This window comes from Endozoicomonas ascidiicola, from assembly GCF_001646945.1.
In the GTDB taxonomy this organism is placed as follows: Bacteria; Pseudomonadota; Gammaproteobacteria; order Pseudomonadales; family Endozoicomonadaceae; genus Endozoicomonas; species Endozoicomonas ascidiicola.
This window is the reverse complement of sequence record NZ_LUTV01000001.1, coordinates 529449-553855: the sequence shown is the minus strand read 5'-3', so window position 1 is coordinate 553855 and position 24407 is coordinate 529449. Positions and strand designations below refer to the sequence as shown.

General features: G+C 46.5%; 20 protein-coding genes. 10 read left to right on the top strand and 10 right to left on the bottom strand.

What is annotated here, in order from left to right; translation table 11 throughout:
- Positions 1–18 precede the first annotated feature (18 nt).
- The 3 genes from AKL11_RS02070 (at position 19) to AKL11_RS02060 (ending at position 2575) form a co-directional block, all read left to right on the top strand.
- On the top strand, positions 19–324 hold the full coding sequence (locus tag AKL11_RS02070) for a hypothetical protein (protein ID WP_067514966.1): 306 nt from the start codon (positions 19–21) through the stop codon (positions 322–324).
- A 405-nt stretch (positions 325–729) separates the two neighbouring features.
- Positions 730–975 carry a DUF2164 domain-containing protein gene (locus AKL11_RS02065; RefSeq protein WP_067514965.1) on the top strand — a complete coding sequence of 82 codons (246 nt, stop codon included), beginning with the start codon at positions 730–732 and terminating at the stop codon, positions 973–975.
- A 241-nt stretch (positions 976–1216) separates the two neighbouring features.
- Complete coding sequence (locus tag AKL11_RS02060; RefSeq protein WP_067514964.1) at positions 1217–2575, top strand: hypothetical protein; 1359 nt, start codon at positions 1217–1219, stop codon at positions 2573–2575.
- A 77-nt stretch (positions 2576–2652) separates the two neighbouring features.
- On the opposite strand, the gene AKL11_RS02055 is transcribed toward AKL11_RS02060, so the two are convergent.
- From AKL11_RS02055 to norV, 3 genes are read right to left on the bottom strand one after another with little or no spacing between them, the layout of a single operon-like run.
- Complete coding sequence (locus AKL11_RS02055; RefSeq protein ID WP_067514963.1) at positions 2653–2988, bottom strand: TehB family protein; 336 nt, start codon at positions 2986–2988, stop codon at positions 2653–2655.
- Positions 2989–3005: 17 nt separating this feature from the next.
- Positions 3006–4148 (bottom strand): NADH:flavorubredoxin reductase NorW, encoded by a 1143-nt coding sequence (gene norW, locus AKL11_RS02050; RefSeq protein ID WP_067514962.1) that lies wholly within the window; start codon positions 4146–4148, stop codon positions 3006–3008.
- A complete protein-coding gene (gene norV, locus AKL11_RS02045) occupies positions 4145–5620 on the bottom strand; it encodes an anaerobic nitric oxide reductase flavorubredoxin (protein WP_067514961.1) in 1476 nt (491 codons plus the stop codon). The genes norW and norV overlap by 4 nt, the downstream gene beginning before the upstream one ends.
- A 179-nt stretch (positions 5621–5799) precedes the next feature.
- Here norV and norR point away from each other — a divergent pair, with 179 nt between their 5' ends.
- Positions 5800–7335 carry a nitric oxide reductase transcriptional regulator NorR gene (gene norR, locus AKL11_RS02040; RefSeq protein ID WP_067514960.1) on the top strand — a complete coding sequence of 512 codons (1536 nt, stop codon included), beginning with the start codon at positions 5800–5802 and terminating at the stop codon, positions 7333–7335.
- 18 nt (positions 7336–7353) lie between these two features.
- Here norR and yiaY read toward each other — a convergent pair whose 3' ends face one another.
- Positions 7354–8505 carry an L-threonine dehydrogenase gene (gene yiaY, locus AKL11_RS02035; RefSeq protein ID WP_067514959.1) on the bottom strand — a complete coding sequence of 384 codons (1152 nt, stop codon included), beginning with the start codon at positions 8503–8505 and terminating at the stop codon, positions 7354–7356.
- Positions 8506–8905: 400 nt separating this feature from the next.
- On the opposite strand from yiaY, the gene AKL11_RS02030 reads away from it, so the two are divergent.
- The 4 genes from AKL11_RS02030 to AKL11_RS02015 all read left to right on the top strand — a co-directional run bounded on the left by AKL11_RS02030 (position 8906) and on the right by AKL11_RS02015 (position 14562).
- On the top strand, positions 8906–10117 hold the full coding sequence (locus AKL11_RS02030) for a restriction endonuclease (protein ID WP_095210092.1): 1212 nt from the start codon (positions 8906–8908) through the stop codon (positions 10115–10117).
- Positions 10118–10708: 591 nt separating this feature from the next.
- Positions 10709–11764, top strand: coding sequence for an arginine N-succinyltransferase (astA, locus tag AKL11_RS02025; protein WP_067514957.1), 1056 nt, complete (start codon positions 10709–10711; stop codon positions 11762–11764).
- 212 nt (positions 11765–11976) lie between these two features.
- Positions 11977–13458 carry a succinylglutamate-semialdehyde dehydrogenase gene (gene astD, locus AKL11_RS02020; protein ID WP_067514956.1) on the top strand — a complete coding sequence of 494 codons (1482 nt, stop codon included), beginning with the start codon at positions 11977–11979 and terminating at the stop codon, positions 13456–13458.
- An 18-nt stretch (positions 13459–13476) separates the two neighbouring features.
- Positions 13477–14562: an arginase family protein gene (locus AKL11_RS02015; RefSeq protein WP_067514955.1), complete on the top strand. Its 1086-nt coding sequence runs from the start codon at positions 13477–13479 to the stop codon at positions 14560–14562.
- Between the two features lie 46 nt (positions 14563–14608).
- Here AKL11_RS02015 and AKL11_RS02010 read toward each other — a convergent pair whose 3' ends face one another.
- Positions 14609–15244 carry a glutathione S-transferase family protein gene (locus tag AKL11_RS02010; RefSeq protein WP_067514954.1) on the bottom strand — a complete coding sequence of 212 codons (636 nt, stop codon included), beginning with the start codon at positions 15242–15244 and terminating at the stop codon, positions 14609–14611.
- Positions 15245–15317: 73 nt separating this feature from the next.
- Between AKL11_RS02010 and AKL11_RS02005 the strand changes: the two genes are divergently transcribed.
- Positions 15318–16454 (top strand): cupin domain-containing protein, encoded by a 1137-nt coding sequence (locus AKL11_RS02005; protein WP_067515344.1) that lies wholly within the window; start codon positions 15318–15320, stop codon positions 16452–16454.
- Between the two features lie 14 nt (positions 16455–16468).
- On the opposite strand, the gene AKL11_RS02000 is transcribed toward AKL11_RS02005, so the two are convergent.
- From AKL11_RS02000 to AKL11_RS01980, 5 genes are all read right to left on the bottom strand, one after another.
- A complete protein-coding gene (locus AKL11_RS02000) occupies positions 16469–18487 on the bottom strand; it encodes a hypothetical protein (RefSeq protein ID WP_067514953.1) in 2019 nt (672 codons plus the stop codon).
- A 357-nt stretch (positions 18488–18844) separates the two neighbouring features.
- The gene (gene groL, locus AKL11_RS01995) at positions 18845–20488 is read right to left on the bottom strand and encodes a chaperonin GroEL (protein ID WP_067514952.1); all 1644 of its coding nucleotides are present in this window, start codon (positions 20486–20488) and stop codon (positions 18845–18847) included.
- Between the two features lie 57 nt (positions 20489–20545).
- Complete coding sequence (locus tag AKL11_RS01990; RefSeq protein WP_067514951.1) at positions 20546–20839, bottom strand: co-chaperone GroES; 294 nt, start codon at positions 20837–20839, stop codon at positions 20546–20548.
- Positions 20840–21266: 427 nt separating this feature from the next.
- Positions 21267–21752 carry an FxsA family protein gene (locus AKL11_RS01985; protein WP_067514950.1) on the bottom strand — a complete coding sequence of 162 codons (486 nt, stop codon included), beginning with the start codon at positions 21750–21752 and terminating at the stop codon, positions 21267–21269.
- A gap of 477 nt (positions 21753–22229) precedes the next feature.
- Positions 22230–23051: an IS630 family transposase gene (locus tag AKL11_RS01980; protein WP_245673284.1), complete on the bottom strand. Its 822-nt coding sequence runs from the start codon at positions 23049–23051 to the stop codon at positions 22230–22232.
- A gap of 463 nt (positions 23052–23514) precedes the next feature.
- On the opposite strand from AKL11_RS01980, the gene AKL11_RS01975 reads away from it, so the two are divergent.
- Positions 23515–24405 (top strand): hypothetical protein, encoded by an 891-nt coding sequence (locus AKL11_RS01975; RefSeq protein WP_157673362.1) that lies wholly within the window; start codon positions 23515–23517, stop codon positions 24403–24405.
- Positions 24406–24407 lie beyond the last annotated feature (2 nt).

Genomic DNA, 24407 nt, shown 5'->3' with positions numbered 1-24407 from the left:
TAGCTCAGGATTGGACTTGTGTTGTTGTATCAGCAGGTATTTGGATCTAGCTTTGATCTTGGAATTATCGTTCCAAAATCGTTTGTGGATCAAAGTTATAAACATGATGTGTGTCCTTGTTTTGTGCGTCAGCTTTCCAAGAATCAGTGTATGGTGCTATGGATCGATTATGCGGAGCCAGAAGATAGGGAAAGCCTGGACAGTAAAAGATACACTCTGAACCTGCATGTGAATGATGTGTATGCACGAGCATTGTTTGAGTCAGACGATTTATTAGAAATGACTGTTGTTCTAGAAAGTTGGAGCAAAGCTTTAATCGTTTGAGTTATGTGTTCCCTCATGCAGATTATCTTGGTGGGAAAGAGCGATCTCCATTTTGATAAACTCTTCCAAAGCAAGTAGTACCACGTCAGAGTCGGATTTAAATACCATTCTTGGTTGCCAAATTTCTTATAAAACGACAGCATCACCAGCAATATTCTATTTGAACGTAAGTAGTTGACCAAATGAAATCATATTTTCTGACTAAGTAGACAGTCACTCTGCAGCGTTGCAGCTCCGGTCACATCGCTACCAACCACAGGGTGTAAAGGCTATGCTCCCGGCGTTGTGCCTTGCATAGTAACTGTTCACTCACCCAGAAATATTCGATTTCATTTGCACAACTACTTAGCGTCCATAGAAGGGATTCAGCTAATAGATAAAAGCGCAGTTTTACGAGGCCAGAAAATGGAAAAAATAAAACTCTCCAAACAAGATAAAGACATGCTGATCAGTAAAATCAAAGAGTACTTTGATACTGAGTTAGAGCAGGAGGTTGGTGGTTTTGAGGCAGAGTTTCTGATCGATTTTTTTGCCAGAGAGATCGGCCCACATTTTTATAATCAAGGGCTGACGGATGCCCATACGCTGTTTTTGGAAAAAACAGAAGAGATCGGGTATCTGATGCAGGAGCTGGAAAAGCCTACCCAGTGAAAGAGCATAGTAAGTGTGTTGTGCAATCTATGCGACTACCCGGCCAGGCGCCATCAGAGTGGGGTTTGAAGTAGTCGTCTTCGCTGTAACGATTACAAGTGCTCGGGTCCTTTTCACCCGAGCGCTTGTAATCATGATTTGATCTGTAGATTATGGATGTTTAATTGTTAGCGTTTATTTTGTGCTCAGCAATTCTGATAACAGATTCCATTATAAAAATAAGAATAAAGGGTTATATTTCATGCGTTTTCTCACCATAACACTGTCGTTAATATTATCGACCCAGGCGATAGGCTGGGAAAATCATACGCTCGTGACTCACCCGATGATTGCCAGCTTGCCTGAAGTTAAAGAGGCGGATTCCGTTAAGGTGGAAAGTCTGGACAGTTTTCTACTGTCAAACGAACAGGGGTTGGAGTCGTTTCTTGAGCAGCAAGAGCAATGGATGAGAAGCGAGCTGTGGCATTATGACCCACGGCCGGATGATCTGGCATTTGTTGCTACAGGTGAAGCCCGTGATATTCGTGACCGGTTTGCTCGTGCGATTCGTATCAACCCAAACACCCGCTGGGCTTTGTATCTGCAACAGTTGCCTGAGCATCCAAGACAACCGTCGACTATTACACCGGCAGAAATCAGCACGCTGCAGGATCCTGCATGGATTGAAAATCTCCGTTTAACCCGTTTGCATCCTGGTGAAATGGTTTCTCCGGTAGATGTGGTGTCTACGGGCAGTGATGAGCCGGATCATGGTTTAGATATTGGGCTGTTTACTGATAATCAGACCGAGTATGGAAAAGTATACGGCTTTGGTGTTCAACCCTTTGGCAACGCAAGCCTTGAGTACGGTACTCAAGCACCGTTTCACATGGGGTTTTATCAAGAAGGCGAGTTGGTTTATACCTTTGCCAGTTTCCTGAAACGCACCCACACGGAATATCGTATTCAGCTGTTTAAGCAGCTCTCCGAATTTGCGTTTGCCCAAGGGAATGATCACTGGGGCTGGCGCTTTATGGGCATGGGCTTGCATTACATCGGTGATTTCTCAAACCCTTACCATGTGGCACCCATTCCTGGCAGCGGTTCTTTGGCCACAGTCTGGGTGGGGTTGCAGAGCATGCTGGGCTTTACCCAAGCACAGGATGAGGCGATTCAATTAGCTTCTAACCGCCATGCAGCCCTGGAAAGTTTTCAAAGCGCCGTGATGACGAAGGCATTTAAAGAAGGTGACCATGGTCATTCGACGTTTATGAGTTTGAGTAAAGGCGGTACTGTACGACAGTTTGAGGATGGTGACATCGTCAATGTGTTTGCTAAATCTGGTTTTGATCAGGCAGAAGATACTTATCAAGCCTTGGCTAAGGCGATGCCCTATCAGTTTGTGGATGATCCGGCGATTGAGTATACCGATCTGAATATTGATGAGCACCAGCTTATGGAAACGGTTCGCAAAACCTCCGGAGATGAAGGGTACAGTGCGTTGACGGCACAGATCAGTGATTTGTTGGTCATCTTTTCTAGGAATGCCGCCTCTTATATTAATGGCATATTAGATAAGGAAAGCATTCTGTTGAGTGCTCAAAATGCCAGCGAAGAGTGATTCATAAAAGCTTTAATTTTGAATCAGAACTTTGATGACGTACGCGGTTTTGTCAGCGCACGTCATTGATTGAATGATTATTTACTGTGATACAACGGCTGATCTTTCTTATCTTTATCTGACCAGAAGTTGATATTGAACTGAGCATTGTTCGTGATTTCGATGCGGTGCCAATATTGAGGCGGGCTGGTGGCAAATTGTCCGGCATGAATCACGACAGTCACTTCTGGCTCCATGGTTTCTCCATCCGGAAATCCATAGTACGTGACCGTTCCTTCCATGACACAAAGTTGCCCAAAGACACCTTCTGCCGTGTTGTGGTGGCTAAGCAATGCAGCCGGTACGTTCTCTTTTGTGAAAAAAGGCGTAGAGCGTTGAACGGTCCAGTTGGCCGGAATGCGATGGTGGCTCATAATCTTGTCCTCAAGTCTCAAATCAACGGTGACAGTTCACGCAGCAGTGGCAAACCTTTTGGCATCATTGCCGCGGTGGCAACAAAGCCAATCAACGCTTCATTCTGATCATATGCTTTTGCCAGTATGCCTTCGGATGATACCTGTATGTTCCAGTTTGCATCAGCGCGGGCAGTGCTGCCACTAAGCTGCATGGGCAGCAACGGTGTTTTTACTTTAATCAGCATAGCCGGAAGGCTTAGCTGTGCAGGTTCATCCAGTAATACTCTGGCCAATACATTGGCGCTCAGTAAAATAGGCTGCAAGTAAGGCAATACTTGGTTGTCGATCTCAGCGCAGTCTCCCAGAGCATAAATATCAGATACTGAGGTTTGCATAGAACGATCGACAACAATTCCCTTGTTGATTGTCAGCCCTGCCGCTGTTGCCAGTGTCGTTTCCGGATTCAAGCCTGTCGCGCAGATGATTTCATCGACCACACACTGCCGACCATTGGCAAAAATGACTTCTATCCCCGTGGCTGAATCATTCATGCTTTTTACCTGGGTGTTTAACTCGGTTCGGCACCCTTGACGTAACAATGTCTCGTGAAGTTGGGCAGAGATCAGCTCGGGCAGTAATGTTGGCATTACCCGTTGCGCAAGATCCGTCAGAATCACTTCGCGGGCAGAACTGCAAAGGTCCATGGCAATTTCGACGCCAATCAGGCCAGCACCAATCACCAGAACGGAGTGAGCCTTAGCGAGCGACTCCTGGGCGGACTGAAAATCACTCAGACTGTTAAAGGTGATTATCCGGTCTATCGCATCACCTTCAAAAGCGGGTACAAAGGGTTTTGCACCTGTTGCCAACACCAGTTTGCTGAATTCAATTTGAGTGTTATTAACGACCAATGTCTTTTTTTCAGTGTTGATGGATTCAACCCGAGTATTTGACAATAACTGAATACCATAGGTTTCCGCGTATTGGTTTGCACTCATTCTGATCAAATCATCAGCGCTATGGTTGCGGGTGAAGACATGGCTTAAATCCGGTTTGTGGTATTCGTCACCACTGTCTGCCGTAATTACGGTGATTGGGATATCGGCAGACTGTTTTCTCAGGTTCTTTACCAGTTGGTAGGCAGCGAAACCGCTGCCAATAATAGCGATGGGCTTCATGCGGCGGCATCCTTTTGTACGACTGCAAACACGTCCTTACCCAAACCGCAATCGGGGCACAGAAAGTAATCGGGCACTTCTTCCCAGGGGGTTCCGGGTTCAACGCCTTGATTGATTTCACCCACGGCTGGATCGTATACCCATTGGCAGACAGTGCAAATCTGACAAGATCCGGTATCGACTGGTTTGTCGTCTGAATTTTTTGCAACGGGTACTGCTTGAATGACAGAGGGTTTTTTTTCAATAACTGGACGAACCACGTCTTCTGATAGATCCCTTAATGCCCACTGACGAGCAACCATACGTCCATGAGCACGGCACTTGGCAATGGCATCACCATCTGGCTTCCATTTGGCTTTCAGGCCCTCGGTCATTTGAAAACCAGCATCCACCATACGGCTGTGGATGCGATCCACTGCACCTCCATTCCAGCCAAAGCTGCCAAATGCACTGGCGCTTTTGTTTTTGAAACGCAGCCCGGTCATTTCTTCCAGCATGCCGGCAATTTTTGGCATCATCACGTTGTTCATGGTGGACGACCCCACCATAATGGCTTTCGAACGAAAGACATTGGCAAGAATTTCATTCTTGTCGTGACGGGAAACGTTAAATACTTTTACCGCTACCTGTGAGTCTACTTCGTGTATGCCCTGGGCAATGGCATCTGCCATCATGCGAGTGTTGTTGGACATGGAGTCATAGAAGAGGGTGATGCGATCTTCCTGATAATCATTGGCCCATTCCAGATATTTTTCGATGATCTGAATAGGGTTGTCACGCCAGACAATACCGTGGGATGTGGCAATCATATCCACAGGCACATTGAAGCTCAGTACTTCATTGATTTTGGCAGTCACCAGTGAACTGAACGGTGTCAGGATATTGGAGTAATAGCGCAGGCATTGCTCCATCAGTTCAGTTTGATCCACTTCATCATTAAACAGTCGTTCATCGCAGTAATGCTGACCAAAGGCATCGTTACTAAACAGAATCGCATCACCCGTCAGGTAAGTCATCATGCTGTCGGGCCAATGCAGCATGGGGGCTTCTATAAAGATCAGTTGTTTACCATTACCGATATCCAGGCTGTCACCGGTTTTAATGGTGTGAAAATTCCATTCTGGATGGTGATGGTGACCAACAATGGAATCGATGGCGTTCTTAGTGCAATAGATAGGTGTATTTGGAATTTTAGCCATCAGCGCTGTCATGGCACCGGAATGATCTTCTTCGGCATGATTCACTACAATGTAGTCAATGTCGTTTAGATCAATCATCTGTTCCAGGTTTTGTACAAACTCAAGGCTGAACTTGCTGTCGACGGTATCGATCAATACTGTCTTCTCTTCCTGAATCAGGTAGCTGTTGTAACTGGTGCCTTTGTCTGTTTTGTATTCGGTGCCGTGAAAGTCACGAATCTCCCAGTCGCGTTGCCCAACCCAGTTCACATTGTTTTTGATATGAATCGCCATGATGCATTACCTCAGTAAGAAAAATCATAAATCTAATTCTTACATAGCAGACAGCGTGCCAGTTTTTAAGTTACTGATTTTAAAGGTTAATGTTTATTATGTTGTTAAAATGACATCGACGGTTGTTTGTCTTTTTGACAGTAATTGTCTTTTTGACAGCGGTTTTCAGGTAGCTATCAATGATCCATCGTCGTAAAAATTTCACTGATCTTGCGTTAAACCTCACCAGAGGATTATCCAGTCAGGATCGTTTTGACCGTATGTTAGTGACTGTTCGTGATTTGCTGGATAGCGAAGCGACGGCGCTGTTGTTATTAAAGGGCCAGACGTTTGTTCCTCTGGCGATTAACGGGTTGGATCACGATGTTCTGGGAAGATATTTCCAAATTGATCAACACCCGAGGTTGGAAGCCATTGCCCGTGCGGGCGATGTGGTTCGGTTTCCGGCAGACAGTGATTTGCCGGATCCATACGACGGATTAATTTCATCCCACAGTGGTGCATTAAAAGTACATGCTTGTATTGGCTTGCCTTTGCACATTAATGACCGTTTGATTGGAGCACTGACCATTGATGGCTTCTCGGCGAATCAGTTTGATTCGTTCAGCGACGATGAATTGAGAACGGTGAGCGCTTTGGCTGCAGCGTCATTGAACAATGCGTTGATGATGGAGCAGCTTGAACAACAGGCAGCAAACTCTACCAGCCACCCTGTGACGCTTTCACAATCATCTGCTTCGGTCGAGATGATTGGCCAGTCGCCCGCCATGGAACAGTTAAAAAAAGAAATTAATGTGGTGGCTGGCACGGATCTGACGGCACTGATTTGTGGCGAAACCGGTGTTGGCAAAGAGCTGGTGGCTGCAGCGATTCATGCCCAGTCCAGCCGGGCGAGTGAAAACATGGTTTACCTCAACTGTGCGGCGTTACCGGAGTCGGTAGCGGAAAGTGAATTGTTCGGACATGTGAAAGGAGCGTTCACCGGCGCCATTAGTCATCGGAAAGGAAAGTTCGAGATGGCGGATGGTGGAACCTTGTTTCTGGATGAAGTGGGTGAGTTGTCACTGGCTCTGCAGGCCAAATTACTCAGAGTATTGCAGTACGGTGATTTGCAGCGTATTGGCGACGATCGCAGTTTAAAGGTGGATACACGTATTATTGCTGCCACCAATCGAGATCTTGAACAGAGGGTATTGGAAGGCGAGTTTCGTGCGGATCTTTTCCATCGGCTCAGCGTGTTCCCAATCAATGTGCCGCCTTTGCGGGAGCGAGGTAGTGATTTGTTTTTGCTGGCTGGGTATTTTCTTGAGAAGTGTCGTGTACAGCTGGGTATCCAAACCATAAGCTTAAGCAGCGATTGCCATCATGGAATGTTACGTTATTCTTGGCCGGGTAATGTGAGAGAGCTGGAGCATTGCCTTCATCGTGCGGCGGTATTGGCGAAGGCGGAGGCTGTTTCTGAATATGTGCTGATTCAATCAAAACATTTTGGACGTCTTTTTTTATCAGGCGAGCACGAAGCAGAGGCGAAAGAAGTGCTACCCGCTTTGTCTGAACAAACTTTGGGGTTGAGAGAAGCAACAGAAGTCTTTCAGCGACAGTTGATACAGCAGATGTTGAATGCGAATGATCAGAGTTGGGCGGCGACTGCCCGACAATTGTCAGTCGATGCAGGTAATCTGCACCGACTGGCCAGGCGGTTAGGTCTTAAATAACCTTATTTTGAAGCAAAATTACATAGCCGCCGCAAAGATGGCAGTAATTTCTTTAGCCGTTGCCTGTTTAGGGTTTGTGAAACCGCAAGCATCTTTCAGGGCATTTTCTGTCAGTGTTGGGAAGTCTTCTTCTTTGACGCCCAGTACTGTAAGACCTGCAGGGATCTCAATGCGTGCAGACAGTGCCTTGATCAGCTCTATAGCTTTCGCAGCACCTTCTTCCGCACTCATGTCAGTCACATCAGCACCCAGTGCTTTGGCGACACCGGTCAGGCGCTCTGGGCAAACCTGTGCGTTGTAGCTTTGTACGTGTGGCAGCAGAACCGCGTTGCAGACACCGTGTGGTAGGTCGTAGAAACCACCCAGCTGGTGTGCCATGGCGTGCACATAACCGAGGCTGGCGTTGTTAAATGCCATACCGGCCAGAAGCTGGGCGTAAGCCATGGCTTCACGGGCTTCCATGTTCTCACCGTCGTTTACTGCGTTTTCCAGATGATCACGAATCAATTCGATGGCTTTGATGGCGCAGCAGTCAGTCACGGGTGTTGCAATAGTGGAAACGTAAGCTTCAACCGCGTGGGTCAGTGCATCCATGCCCGTAGCGGCAGTCAGAGACTTTGGCATACCAGTCATCAGAGCAGGGTCGTTTACTGACATCAGTGGTGTGGTGTTTTTATCCACGATGGCCATTTTCACATGACGCACTTCATCAGTGATGATGCAGAAACGAGTGATTTCAGACGCTGTGCCTGCAGTCGTGTTGATGGCAACCAGAGGGAATTGTGGTTTGGCAGAAACGTCGACACCTTCGTAGTCACGAATATGACCACCATTAGAAGCGACCAGCGCAATACCTTTAGCGCAATCGTGAGGAGAGCCACCACCCAGAGAAATGACGAAGTCACAGTCGTTTTCCTGCAGTAGAGCCAGGCCAGCTTCAACGTTGCCACAAGTGGGGTTTGGTTGAGTACCGTCAAAGACGACAGAGGTAATGCCATCAGCACCCAGTTTTTCGACAATAGCACCAACCATGCCAACGTCGTTCAGTACTTTGTCGGTGACGATCAGTGCTTTTTTAAAGCCCAAAGCAGCGATATCGCTGATGGATGCTTCAAGGCAGCCGCTGCCCATTTGGTTAACAGCAGGCATGAAGAATTTCATTGCAGTCATGGTTAAGTCCTTTCGTCGGAAAATGGTGTCACGTTCGAAAACGGGCATTAAAAAGACACAAACATACTAGATGCCATCGGGAATATTCATTTTGATTTGGGTCAATGGATGGCGAAACTGAGGTGAGTATACAAAGTGTACTGTTAACGGGTAGCAGTAGTTTAGGTGGCTGTGTCACGGTTTTCGCGTTAATTATTAAACAAGTCCCCGGTAGCCTTTCCATGATAGCAACAATACGACGATGCTGGATTATGGTTAATTACTACGAAAGTACAAAAGAGAGGTTTACAAATGTGATTCAGTCGACATAATTGGGATTTTATAATGACTGTCGCTTATTACATTTATGGGCGATCTTCCTACTCTCAGTTGATCTCTGTATCCGATCTTGATTGTACCGATGCTAACCATAGAAAATCTTCAGGACATGGACTGGAAGCGCTTTGAAAGGCTGTGCCAGCAGTACTTTCAGTGCCAGGGGTATGAAACCCGGTTAACCAATGCCTGTGATGGCGGCGTGGATATCGTGCTGGAAAAAGTGTTGTCCGATGCGAAAAAACAACGGGTTTACGTCAACTGTAATATTTGGCCAAAGCCGAGAGCAGGTATGAAAAATGTACAGTCCCTGTTCAAGGCTATGGACACGGACGATGTACTTTTTGGTATGATTTTATCCGTCAACGGTTTCTCTGCGGGTGCTAAAGCCTATGCCCATGGCAGAAATATCCGGCTGATTTCGGGAGCGCAGTTTTTACCACTACTGGCGCAGCTGTCGGAAGATGATCAGGAGCGATTGGCGCAGGACGCGTTAGAGGATAATTACTCAATACCGACGTGCCCTGCTTGCGGTTTGAAAATGGTTTTTAAAGCCGCATCTAAAGGAATAGTCACAGGGGGATCGTCCTGGCGATGCCAGAGTTTTCCCTGCTGTGAGGAAAAAATTCGAATAAAGGGACGTATTGTGAAGGAAGGAACCACTGCTTCGGCTGGTTTTCCGGAAGACAGCCTGGAGCTGCAGGAAAGCACCGTTGATCTTGATGCGGCATCATTTGTTCCAAATAGGCGGAGTTCAATACTGGCAGGTGCTTTGTTTTGCGTGCTAGTGGCAGGGCTTGCTGTTAAGGGTGGTTTTGTTGGCTTGGATTGGCTGAATAAACCGGAAGCGCAGCCTGTGGTTATAGCACCGCCAAAGCCGCCGGTTAAGAAAGACGTCGTTGTGCAGACATCAAGTGCTCAAATATCAAGTGCTCAACCCTCTGTTGCTCAAATCATAAAAATAGACATTGTTGACCCTGCTCCCATCCTTCCAGAAGATGAACAGCTTGAAGCAGCCGTTAGTGTGGCTCTTACATCAGAACCTGCGTTAGAGAGAAACGCTTCTGAAGACGATGGGTTTGTCTGGGAGAAATTGACCAATCATCCAGCGGATCAGGCTGCGGCAAAAGTAAAAGGTCAGGCCTGGACTAAGTGGTACGAAGCCGAAGCCCCTTGGGGATGTGGTGAGTGGCGCTCCGGGGAGCATATGGTGGAGTGCGTCAATCATCGTAAAAAAGCACGGTTGCGCTTTGAAAAACTTTGGGCCGAAGGAAGATTCACCGGTTCAAGAGGCTGATGGCATATTACAGATGCACCCTTGTATGCCTTATTCCCCTAGGTGTTGGCGACAACAAGACGTTATTTTACTTCGAGTAAAACTGCAGTGGAGTCTCATATAGGAAGAGACTGCAGTTTGCATTCCCCTCAATTTTCTACGATATTTTGAGTCAGAAGATTTGCTAGGGTCTGTTGACGTTTCGTTGCGAGGCTCAGTGACTCAGAAAAACGTCAACCGCGCGAAAGGCTTGTGAAGTGCGTAGTCATTCTACGCCGAGCAAGCCTGACAAAGCGGGGACGTTTTTCTGAGTCACCCGAAGGGCGGATCAGGGCGCCCCTATGTCGTTGTTCCAGCACCTTGAAAGGCAATGAGCATTCCTGCGGCACTGCGCCTAGCCATAGGAGCGCCCAGATCCGCTGAGCACGTAACGAAACGTCAACAGACCCTAATGTTTTGACCAAAAATAAGAGGAAATTCCCGAAACGGTGTCAGTTACCGTACTAATCGTTATAATCGCGATTCTAAATAGATCTTCATGTGCAGTAGTGTGGCTATTCGGTCTAACCGGTATGTCGCTGATTTATTATTAGAAGAAAGGTCTTTCCTGCTATGATAGTTATCCGCCCTATTCAAGAAAAAGACCGTGAGGCGCTCTGGAAAATTGCAAACCAGACAGGCAACGGCTTTACATCTTTGCAACCTAATCGTCCCATGGTGGACAGTAAACTGGACTGGGCCGTAGGCTCATTTTCTCTGGCGCCTGAAAGGCAAAGTCTTGATGATGCTGACAGAAATCAGGAGAACTCACTTTACCTGTTTGTGATGGAAGATACCGACACGGGCGAGGTGGTGGGTACCGCTGGCATCGAATCGGCCGTGGGTCTTGATGCGCCTTGGTATAACTATAAAGTAAATAAGCAGGTTCATGCGTCTCAACAGCTGGATGTTTACACCATGGTTGAGACCTTGATGCTCTGTAGTGATCACACGGGGCTTTCTGAACTGTGTACTCTGTTTTTAAGGCCAGACTATCGTCACTCAAAGAATGGTGCCTTCCTCTCCAAATGCCGGTTGATGTTTATTGCTAATTTTCCAGAGCTATTCTCAAGTGATCTTTTTGCAGAAATGCGAGGGTATAGTGATGAAGATGAAGTGTCCCCGGTGTGGGAAGCGTTAGGTCGACATTTCTTTGCTGTTGATTTTGTGGAAGCCGATCGCCAAACATCGGTGGACAAAGCTTTTATTGCCGAATTAATGCCCCGCCACCCGATCTATACCAACCTGCTTCCGGATGAAGCCCGAGAAGCCATTGGCGTTACCCACGAAAGCACGACACCAGCAAGACGTCTGCTCGAGTCTGAAGGTTTTCACTATACTAACTATGTGGATATTTTTGATGGTGGCCCGTTGTTGGACGCAAGGGTGAAGGATATTCGTACGATTGCTGACTCCAGAGAATACAAAGTCGCCATTGTCGAAAACAATATAACCGATCAGCGTCGTTGGTTGATGGCTAACAAAGAGCTAACAGACTTCCGTTGCATAATGGGCAGCCTGTCGTTCCAAGGCTTGGATACTGTCAACATAGCGCCAGATCAGGCAGATGCGCTCAACGTTAAAGAGGGTGACCTGTTAAGGGCTGTTCCTTTATCAAAAGATTCATAAATTGATTCATTAAGTAGTTGTGCAAATGGAATCGAATATTTCTGTGTGAGTGGACAGTTACTATGCAAGGCACAACGACGGGAGCATAGCCGTAGCTATGTGACCAGAGTTGTAACGCGGCAGAGTGGCTGGCCACTTGCTCAGAAAATATGATTTCATTTGGTCAACTACTTAACCCCTATCGTAAGAAGTAAAAGAAACAGGGCCATATAATGTCAAACAAGCGTGAAGAAAACTGTCTGTTTATTAACGGAGAGTGGGCAAAGGCAGAAGGAAAGCCCTTTTCATCCCTGAACCCCGGCACCGGTGATACGGTATGGCAGGGCGGCAGCGCCAGCGTACCCCAAGTGGATCAGGCCATCAGCGCTGCCCGTGAAGCAGCAGAAAGCTGGGCTTTTAAACCGTTTTCAGAACGAGAAATCGTTGTTAAAGAATTTGCCCGACTTCTGGAAGAAAACAAAGAAAACATGGCGACGATGATCGCCCGTGAAACCGGTAAGCCGCTTTGGGAAGCCAAAACAGAAGCGGGTGCTATGGTGGGTAAAATTGCCATTTCCATCAAGGCTTATCAGGAGCGCACAGGTACGGTTGAAAACCCGATGCCTGTCGGGAAGGCCGTGATTCGGCATAAGCCTCATGGTGTTGTCGCGGTATTTGGTCCTTACAACTTCCCCGGACACTTACCGAATGGTCATATCGTACCTGCGCTTCTGGCGGGCAACACAGTTGTATTTAAACCCAGCGAACTGACACCGGGCGTTGCCGAGTTAACCATTGAGCTATGGGAACAGGCTGGCATCCCAAACGGTGTTATCAACCTTGTTCAGGGCGAAAAAGACACCGGTATTGCTCTGGCAGGTCATCCGGGAATTGACGGGCTCTTCTTCACCGGTAGCTCAAACACCGGCAAGTTGATTCACCAGCAATATGGTGGACAGCCCGGTAAGATCCTTGCCCTTGAAATGGGTGGAAATAATCCGCTGATTGTGACTGAGATGTCCGATCTGCGTGCTGCTGTTCACGACACCATTCAATCGGCCTTTATCACGGCAGGGCAACGATGCACATGTGCTCGTCGTTTGTTTGTACCTGCCACTGAGTGGGGCGATCAGTTTGTTGCTGTACTGACAACGGCCACTGGCAAAATCAAAGTGGGTCAGTGGGATGATGAAGATGCACCGTTTATGGGGGCATTGATTTCTGAGCAGGCTGCAAAACAGATTGTTGCTGCACAGGAAAGTCTGGTTGCTCAAGGTGGTACAAGCCTTATTCCTGTGAGGCATCTTAAAGAAGGCACTGGTCTGGTATCTCCAGGCATTATTGATGTTTCTGCCATTGAGAATCTGCCGGATGAAGAATATTTCGGGCCTTTATTACAGCTGATTCGATATGACCGTTTTGATGAAGCCATTGCCGGAGCAAACAATACCCGCTTTGGTCTTTCGGCCGGTTTATTCAGTGAATCGGAAGACGACTACCAACGTTTTCTACAACGTATCCGTGCGGGTATTGTGAATTGGAACCGGCCTATTACCGGTGCCAGCAGTGCGGCGCCTTTTGGTGGCCCGGGTGACAGTGGAAACCACCGCCCCAGTGCTTATTTTGCTGCGGACTATTGTGCGTTTCCGGTGGCCAGTGTGGAGTCTGAATCCTTGATCATGCCGGAGAAATTATCACCGGGGCTGGATCTGTAACAGGTCCTGGGAATATTCATGAATAGACTGGAAGATATAAAAAAATACCTTTGCCCCCCGGGTTTTGGGGTCTTTACTGTCAATACGGCAAAGGAGCGAAAAAATCGTTTGAGCGAGAAGCTTTTTGGCTCCGTGGTTAAAGAGAATATTGAAGCTCAATGGCAGCTCACTATCGATAAACTGAAGAGCAATGAGCTACCGGTGATTCTTGGCATCCCATCGGATTGTGGTGGCGGGATACAGCGCGGGGCAAACTGGGGGCCATTATTTCTCAGGGATACTCTATTAGAGTTGTTTGAAGATACCTATCTGAATGCGTTGGATATTGGTGATGTGCGCGTGATCCCTCATCTGCTTCATGATAAGTATTTGAATGATGCCACCATTGAGAAAACACGTGAGGCTTTGTATTGCGGAGCAGAGCTGCCGGTATCTCCTTTGAGTATCACCGCCAGATGTTTGAGTGATATCTATAACATTAACCCCGGTGCGCGGATATTCAGTATGGGGGGGGATCATTCTGTTAGCTTCCCTCTTGTGAAAGCCTGGCTTGAAAGCAGGAACCAACAGGGAATCAAAGCGGCACTGATTCATTTTGATGCCCATACAGACTTACTTAAAGACCGTCTTGGCATAGATTACTGCTTTGGCTCTTGGCTTTACCACGTCTTGGACGACTTGCAGAGCCCTGATTTGTGCTATCAGTATGGTATCCGTTCCACTGGAAAGTCTCGCGGTCATTGGGAAAATGAATTTGGTATTAATCAGATCTGGGCCAGGGAGATTAAAGCCCAGGGCGCGGAGCTGTTTGTTCAACAAACGATTAAGGCGTTAAAAGAAAAACAGGTTCAGGAGATTTATATCTCTTTTGATATAGATACTCTGGACGAATACTATGCCGGTGCAACAGGAACTCCGGAGCCTGAAGGGTTAACGCCTGATGTGTGTGTCAAAATGATTACGATGTTAACGGATAATTTTCAACTGACAGGGGCTGATGTGGTCGAGATTGCGCCCATGGTGGGCTTAAGTGAGTCGGTTTCCAGACGAACGCTGGAAAGCGGGGCGCTGATCAGTAGTACTCTTTTGAATGGCTTGAAATAATAAATAACCTCCGGATGCCGTATTACATCCGGAGGTTATATTCTGGTTAGGCGAAAATTTTTTGATCTTCACTGATCCTGTGGGCGATAGCAGGGTGCTGAAATACTCTTTCAACATAAGCTGCCAGTGTCGGATATGACGTGCTATCAACGTGAACGCCGGCATGGGCAAGGTTAATGAAATGGGTGATCAGGGCAATGTCTGCCAGCTGAAGGTCTGCGCCGAAGAGGAAGTCAGCATCAGGAAGCAATGTTTCAAGATAGTTGAAAATTGGCGGTAATTTTTTTTCAAGATGATCCTGCACTTTGCTCTCATCGGCAGGCTGGTTGATCATTTTTTTAGCAACGCGCTCAAAGAAAATAGAGCCAAGGGCTGGCAGCATAATCGTATCGGCGTACTCTTCGATCCATCGAGCCTTTGCTTTATCGGCAGCGCCTGCTGGGTAAAGCGCGTTGTCTGGGTAGCGGTCTTCCAGATACTCACAGATCACTGTGGAATCTGCCAGTGTGACGTCTTGATCCTGCCAGGCTGGAATCTTTCCTAATGGACTGATGTTTAAAAAGCCATCCGGTTTATTGAAGGGCGTAACAGGCACGATTTCATAGATAATGCCTTTAAGTTCAAGGCTGACCAGAACCTTGCGAACCATGGGAGAGACAGGCACGCCATAGAGCTTGCTCATTTTTATAATCCTTGTTGTTACATTTGACGATGACTATCGTACCTTAATAGCAATCATTTCAGCGAACCGTATTGTGGGAAAAAAACTAGAAAATTTTGTTGCTGCTGAGTTCCTTCGGGAGTACTGGCAGAAAAAACCAACGGTGATTCGTCAGGGGATTTCCAACTTTGTCTCGCCCATTTCAGCGGATGAGCTGGCGGGATTGTCGCTTGAAGAGGAGGTGGAATCCCGCCTCATTATTGAGCATGGAGATGCGCCATGGACCTTGCGTCACGGGCCCTTTGATGAAGAGGTGTTCTCAACATTGCCAGAATCTCACTGGACAATGCTGGTTCAATCTGTGGAGCACTGGGTGCCTGAAGTGAATGCGTTGTTGGAGTATTTCCAGTTTCTGCCTCGATGGCGGCTGGAAGACATTATGATTAGCTATGCAGTTGATGGCGGTAATGTGGGGCCACACTATGACAACTTTGACGTTTTTCTGATTCAGGCGGAAGGTAAACGACGCTGGCAGGTTGGTCCGGTTTATGATGAGTCGGCACCGGTGGTTGCTGATACGCCGTTGCATATTCTGTCAGAGTTTTCTGCCGAGGCTGAATATGTGATGGAGCCGGGTGATATTCTCTATTTACCGCCGGGGTTTGGTCATCATGGTGTAGCGGAAGGAGGGTGTATGACTATCTCTATAGGCTTTCGTGCGCCAAGCCATCGTGAAATTCTGATGGGCTTTACCGATTATGTGTCAGATCAACTGGGTGAAAGCCTGAGGTATTCGGATCCGGATCAGAGGGTTTTATCGAATACAGGCTTGATTGATGAACACTCAATACAACGGGTTCAGGATGTGCTGAAGCAATACATCAATGACAAAGCCCTGGTTGCGCAGTGGTTTGGTGCTTTTATGACTGAGCCAAAACATCAGCAGGAACAGGCTGATGGTATTACTGATTGGTCGTTTATTCTGGAGGAGTTTGAAGGTGCGGATCTAATGGTCAGTGAAGGCTCACGGCTGGCTTTTTATAAAGGGAATTGTTATTACGCTTTTGTTGATGGTGAAAAGTATGATTTACCGCTGGATACTTTGGAATGGGTAGAAGTGCTTTGTAAAAAGGGTACGCTATTGGCCGCAGAATGGTCTCGTATTGAGGATCAGAAAACGCAGCAATGGCTCTTGGGGTTAATTCAAAAAGGGGTGTTGTATTTTGATTGAGGCGTAGGCCTCAATCACTCTTCATCATCATCAACAGCATCAAAAAAATCACCTGCAACTCTCAACATATATCGATCATCTTTGATGAGAATCCCTTCACTTTTACCGTCAGAGAGAGGGATATCAAAATCCGACATTAACTGAGAAGCAATGCAATCGGTCAAACTTTTAAGATCAAATAGATCATGAGAATTAAGAGGGTGTGGCAGACCTAGTGCTTTTATCAATCCATCATAATTCCGATGGTTGAATACTGGTGTTGCAAAACAGTGAGTAAATATTACTTCGGCCAGAGTTTTGTTAGAGTGCTTATTGAGTGCTTGAATCACTTTTTTGCCTAACTTGCTATCCGCCGGTGCTTCTTCTTTAAGCAGTATATTGAACTTCTCTATTCCTTTTGTGATGGCAGTCTTTATTTTTTCAGGTGTATTCTCCTCATCGTTGACGCTATTTAACATAATTGATAAGTATTTAGCACTATCATAATCACCGGTGTTGTCAATCAACGCTTCATCCAGTATGTAGTATGCGTAGAATGCGCGGAAAAATTCCACATCATCCCTATACACTTCTCGATCACTTAACTCTTCATCGTCAGTCGTGAGTTGTTCAGTAAAATACAGATCTTTTAATTTTAGAGTGCGGCGCCTTTGTATCAGTTCTTCAAGTGATGGAAGCTTTTCTAGAGTATTGCGCTGGCGGCTCGTCTTAGCGGCTTGTGCCTCATTGAACTCTTGGTTGTGTAATAACTGTGGAAATTTATCTGCGACCTCATCATATTGTTTACTGTTTTCAAAGAACTGCCATAGTTGCTCATTTTCAAAGAATTGAAGTTGCTGCCCATTAAGGTCTAGTAGTTGGGTTTCCTCTGTTTTCTGCTGACTGATAACGGGTTGTTTTGAGTTAGCAGAAACAGCTGGTGCTGTTGGTGATTTAGCGGGGAGAAGCGCTTTTTCTGTTTCAGTTGTTTTTAGTGGTGTTGGTACTTTAGGCGGTTTTGGTATTCTTGGGGTTTCTGATTCTTCATTAAGCTTTGCTTGTTTCTTTTGAAAACGCTTTGCAATCTCATCATTAACTAGTTTTTTTCTCTGATTGATAGTTTTGATGTCCTCAGGCTTAAGACCACTTCCCATTCCCGCTTTGCTGAACTTCTCAATTCTAGCTGCAATTAAAGCTGCTTCCTCTGGCGTTTTGCCCTTTGGTGGTTCTGGTTGATCATTTTGGCTTGATAAATTTTGGCTTTTGGTTTCAAGCGCTGGCTGAATATCAGGCCAGAGATCAATCCCGCGAATGCTGATATGTACTGTAGGGTTTTGAACGCTTTTCAGTTTTTCTCTAACCTGTTGTTGATGCTCTTCACTGAGCTCTGAAATGTTTGCTTTAACTTCCTGTTCAAGGGTTTCTATGTTGTTGGGTGAATTTTGATTGTCTAATTGATCCAGCTCTACCAGTGGCAACATGCCTTTTGCCAGTTGAAACGAGACCTCGACCAGTTCTCTCAGCTGATCAGTCGACAGTTTCAGCTCCTTTAGCTGATCGCCTGCTGGAATCAACTGTACTTTTCCATAGTCCGCTATATCAATAGCTATCTTCAGGCTCGAGACGTTGTTTAGAAGTGAATTCGATTTTTTGATAAAAGATTCTAGTGTTTTATCAGGCTTCTTTTTCCACACACTTTCGTCATGTAATAACGCTTCTAGAATATCACTGGAGCACTGAACAGAGTTTCTCTTAACCAGTTTTTTGTAGCTCTGAGCCAATGTTCCGTCTTCTTTGAGAATTTCCTGAATCCTGGAAATCGCTTCAGGAGATGATTGTTTTTGGATTGGATTATTATCTGCTGATTCCTGTTCAACAGACTTTACATCCCTTTGGTTGGCCTGGGTATGCTCTGGAGCCGGTGGGCTTGGGATCTGATTTTTCGGGTTGACAGGAGTGACCGCTTTTCCTTGTTTTTGCCCTGCTGTGATAGCGTCTTCTGGAAGTGAAGGCCGCAGCTTGCTGGTTGGAGTGCTTCCTTTTATGGGCGACATGTTAAATCCCTTTCAATTCATCTCATGAATACTTGTTTTAATGATAGTTAACCCTCGATGAATAACGGGTTATTGTTAATGAACGTCATATGAACAGAGTATTAGAGGGTGTATTTTGACAGGGTGTGCATGGGCAGAAAATTAGACATTGGTTGGAGAACTCGATTGGTTTCGTTTAACTCTATGATTTTATTGATTTTATTGATTTTATAGTTTTTTCCAGTATTGAGCCTAAGCGATTAAGCATAAAAAAAACCGACGCTAAAATGCGTCGGTTTTTTGTAGATTTCATGACGAATACTCATCATAAAGGGCTTGGCAGGTAGATATCAGAAAACAGCTACCAGCCGGAAGGCATTACATCATGCCGCCCATACCACCCATTCCGCCCATGCCGCCCATATCAGGCATAGCAGGTGCATCTTCTTGTGGCTCATCAGCAACCATAGCTGCAGTGGTGATCATCAGACCAGCAACAGAAGCTGCCGCCTGCAGAGCAGAACGGGTTACTTTGGCTGGATCCAGGATACCCATTTCGATCATGTCGCCGTATTCGCCAGTCGCTGCGTTGTAACCGAAGTTACCGGAGCCGGCTTTCACCTTATCAACTACCACGGAAGCTTCGTCACCGGAGTTGTTGGCGATTTGACGGATCGGGCCTTCCAGAGCGCGGAGGATCAGATCAACGCCCGCCTGTTGCTCAACATTGATCGCGTCAACGTTGATCGCAGTCAGAGCACGAACCAGGGCAACACCACCACCGGCAACCACACCTTCTTCAACCGCAGCACGGGTAGCGTGCAGGGCGTCTTCAACGCGGGCTTTCTTCTCTTTCATTTCTACTTCAGAAGCAGCGCCAACCTTAACAACCGCAACACCGCCAGCCAGCTTGGCTACGCGCTCTTGCAGTTTTTCTTTGTCGTAGTCGGAAGAAGAGTTCTCGATCTCAGCACGGATCTGCTCAACACGAGCAACGATGTCAGCTTGTACGCCAGCACCGTCAACGATAACGGTTTCTTCTTTAGTGATCTGTACGCGCTTGGCAGTACCCAGGTCGTCCAGAGTCGTTGTTTCCAGAGACAGGCCAACTTCTTCAGAGATAACGGTAGCGCCAGTCAGGATAGCGATGTCCTGCAGCATGGCTTTGCGACGGTCGCCAAAGCCTGGCGCTTTAACGGCAGTTACCTTAACGATACCGCGCATGTTGTTCACAACCAGAGTCGCCAGGGCTTCGCCTTCAACGTCTTCAGCAATGATCAGCAGAGGCTTGCCGGCTTTGGCAACGGCTTCCAGAGCTGGCAGCAGCTCGCGGATGTTGGAGATTTTCTTGTCAACCAGCAGGATGAATGGGCTTTCCAGATCCGCAGACATTCTTTCCTGATTGTTGATGAAGTATGGAGACAGGTAACCACGGTCGAACTGCATGCCTTCTACAACTTCCAGTTCGTTTTCCAGACCGCTGCCTTCTTCAACAGTGATAACGCCTTCTTTGCCTACTTTTTCCATGGCTTCAGCGATGATCTGGCCAACCACTTCGTCGGAGTTCGCAGAGATAGTACCTACCTGAGCGATGGACTTGCTGTCGGTGCAAGGTGTGGACATGTTCTTCAGTTCAGTAACAACCGCAGCAACTGCTTTGTCGATACCGCGCTTCAGGTCCATTGGGTTCATGCCAGCGGCAACGTACTTCAGACCTTCGTTCAGGATGGACTGAGCCAGTACAGTCGCAGTAGTGGTACCGTCGCCAGCCTGATCGTTAGCCTGGGAAGCCACTTCTTTAACCAGCTGGGCGCCCATGTTTTGGAACTTGTCTTTCAGTTCGATTTCCTTGGCTACGGAAACACCATCTTTAGTGATGGTTGGCGCGCCGAAGGATTTTTCCAGCAGAACGTTACGACCTTTAGGGCCGAGGGTCGCTTTTACTGCGTCAGCAAGAATGTTGACGCCTTTGAGCATTTCTTTGCGAGCTTCGTCGCCGAATTTTACTTGTTTAGCTGCCATGATCGGTAATCCTAATAACTATTAATCTGCAATCTGATACGACGGTTGCCGGGAGTTTCAGCTTTCCAGAATGGCGTACAGGTCGCTTTCAGACAGAATGATCAGCTCTTCACCGTCAATCTTCACGGTGTTGGAATCTGCGTACTTACCGAAGATAACTTTGTCTTCTACCTTGACGCCTACTGGACGAACTTCACCATTGTCCAGGTATACGCCATCGCCAACTGCAACTACAACGCCCTGATTAGGCTTTTCAGTTGCAGAACCTGGCAGAACGATACCGCCAGCAGAGGTAGTTTCTTCTTCGACACGACGAACGACCACGCGATCACGCAACGGACGGATTTTCATCGATTATATCTCCAACAGTTTGCTTGGTTTATTCCGCTTCGAGGTGGAAAGGTACTGTTCAGATAAGCCCAGACCTGCCAATCAGCGAAGCTTTTATCAGGTGTTCACTTAGTATGGGTACATACTTGCGTTTTCAAGAGCTGGAAGAAAAAAAAATGATTTTTTTGCTCGATATACCTGATGGCACAAAAGAATAGACCGGGAAACAAGAAGAATGTTCACCAGTCAGGGAAATTTGATCAGTAAACATAAGTAGTTAACCACCTGAAATCATATTTTCTGACTCATTGATCAGGCTCTCTGACTGCGTTGCAACTCTGGTCACATAGCTCGCTATGCTCCCGCCGTTGCGCCTTGCAGAAAACCTGGTCAACAAGCCAGAAATATTCGATTCCAAATGGCCAACTACTTAGTACTTAGTGATTATTTACTGCTTAGGCCTCTGATCATCAGACTCTTGGGTGAAGTCGCCATCAATCGTGTGACTAATGTGTGTTTGCGTATGGAACCCATCGGACTCCCGGCGATATTCCGCTTCGTAGATATTGCTTTGCTGGGCTTTCATACCGATTTTCCGGAACCAGCTTTTGATCATCCACCTTCTCAGCGGTGGAATCAGCATCAGGATGCCGGCAAAATCTGTGATAAAGCCGGGGATAATCATCAGCAGGCCACCCACCGCAATAAACAGGCTTTCCAACATTTCCACCGCAGGCGATTCGCCAGCGGCCAGCTTTTGACGAGTCTTCAGAGCATTGCTGAACCCTTGGCTGCGAATGATATTGATGCCGACAAAAGCAGAGATAATCACCAGTGCAACGGCATTCCATGCCCCGATGACACTGCCCACTTTGATAAGGACGACCATTTCCAGAATGGGCAGCAGAATAAACGATAAAAACAGGAAGCGCATTAGAGGCTCCATTTATTAGGTGAGCTTCCTATATAGAGGCGGTGTCGTTTTTTTTCAAGACCTTTGCGGTCTGGATAGAGTCCAGTCTGCTTCATAAAGTAGTTAGCCATTTGGAATAGAATAATTCTGGCCGGTTGAATAGTTGCTATACAAGGCACAATGTACGGAGCATAGCCTTAGCTATGTGACCGGAATTATAAAGCTGCAGAGTGACTGTTCAATTGGTCAGAATGTATGATTTCATGTGGCTAACTACTTACTCAAGGAGGGGGAAAAGCTGAATAAGCTAGGCTGAAAGGTGTCATTTTTACTAAATGAGAACAAGGATGTTCAAATGCCAAATTTTTCACCTGGGGTAAGTGGTCCAACGGCCCCTCAAACTCAGGACCCGCTAAAAAAAACCAATAATGACGAGAAAACTGGGGTGTTTGGCGCTAAAAAAACATCTAAACCAAAACTCACTTGAAACCATCGGTTTTATTTTGGTTTTGGCTTAACCGGTTTTCTGAGCACCTCTTCCTCCTCGTCAAGAGACGTCTTGGTATGGAGTCTGTCGGCTAACTCGACTGGTTTTTGGTTAATCTGCACGCAGAAGGCTTTGACATTCTTCACCAGTTCATCTTGGGTGCTATGACAATAATGATAAGTTACCTCCTCTCTCAACCAACGCCAAAGAGCCTCAACTGGCATAAAATCAGGACTGTACGGAGGTAGCCAGACTAGCTCTATTTTTAGATTTTTTGCAGCCTCGCAGACGTCAAATGACCGATGATAGGACGCACCATCCCAAATAACAGTAATTTGTCGTTCAAGATTCTCCTGTCGAATACGCTCCAGAACATTCACAGTATGTTGTGAATTGCCTTTGGGGTATGGCCAAATCCTAACCTGGCCCTCGTTGTAGTAATAAATCCCGTAAAACGTGACTTTGGATAGCCCTGGAGAGCAAGAAGACACAAAGAGTCTACCGCCTTTAGCTGACCACCCACTACCGATATCCGTATCCTGATGAATGTGCGCTTCGTCAATATAAACGATCAGTTTTTCTTGCCTGGTTGCCTGCTGAAGTAACGGCTCAAGCTGCTTCAGATAGTCTGCTCTTTTTTCAGGATCGGCACGATTCAGGAGCTTCTTCGCCTTTTTCCAGGAGATATTATTCCTTTTCAAAACACGGCGAATAGTTTCCCGGGAGCAAGTAAAGTTCCATTTCACCTTGCACCAGTTTACTAACCTTTTAAGAGTCCAGCGAGGGAGTGACGACTTTTCAGCATTTGCAGCGGCTTCAGCCGAGCGGTGGATGGCTTGAGTGATGATTGAGGTAACGGTTAGACAAAAGGGGGGTGCCCGCCTGTACGCTTATACTGGAGAGCTTTTGGGCCGAATTCATTATAAGCTTTGATCCATTTCCACAAGGTGTGTGTTGCGCGTTTGGTGCTGAAGGCCACCTGTGAAGCGGATTGCTCACAACAGACTTGATAAAGGGCCATAAAGCGTTCGCGCGTCCTATGGTGAGGTTCTGATAATCCAGATTGATAGAGGCATTCTGGGGATTGATTCCATTTATCGTGTAGGACTTTAAGCATGAATCGAATAGTTATGGCAAAAAATGATCTGTAATTATACGTCTTGAATCGTTTTTCGTTTCATGCTTTGGATCAATTTATCTGCTCATTTAGAACCGTATGTTTCAAATGAGTTTTGGTTTAAGGCCAAGCAGATCAAGAAGTTTTTCAGTGCATTGCACAACTCAGTCAGCAAAAAGATGTTTTCTGAGCGAAGTGTCAAAACAGTGCCGGGTTCAGGGGCTAAAATTCCTAAACAAAATACGGATGCCAGATTTCACCAGCCTGCTTCACCCATTACCAGCGAAAAGCCACAGCACTCGATTTATACCGGCGACAATGATTCTGGAGATTTTGCACCTGAAGCGTTTGGTGGAGTATCTCATAAGGACGTCTTATCCCCTTATCCAGAAAAACACAAGGTAGAGATTAATAAGGTAATTGATAAGTTCGAACGGTTTCGGGATAACAGTGCTACTGAAAAAAAGAGTGGTTTCGACGCTGAAAATCACCTGAAGACGGCAAAAAGCATTCTTCAGACTTTTCAAAAAGTGGCTGGGAGTGAGATTTCCGCTTCTCAGGAGAAGGGCTATATCGAAAGTGTTAATGGTGACTCGGTTCTGGAAAATCTTGAGGCCATCAAAGACTTTGTTAAAGAGTGTAAGGAAGCTATTAAAGACCCATATGTTGAAACGTGGGTGAACAATAAAACGCAAAGCCCGGCTGCCCAGAAAGAATTCAAGAAACACCAGCAATTATACAGTGCTATTGCAAGCCATCTCGGTGATGTCGATGTGAGCCAACTGTCGCCTGAACTCAGAGAAGTCAAAACATTGGATGACTGCAAGCATAACCTGACTGCACTGCTGGATCACAAAGAAGACTTGCGGGAATTACAAGGTAAGAATGAAAAACTATTTATTACTCTATGGAATGAGTATGGCCGGAAAATAGGGTCCAAAGGATCTGAGTTTAAACGTTCAGTAAGATCGGAGCTGATGGGAATGGACGACAGGCTCAAACTGTTGGTACATAGTGCAGATCAAAAAATATTGGACGCACATCGTACGCTTCGAGAACTGCAAAAGTAACG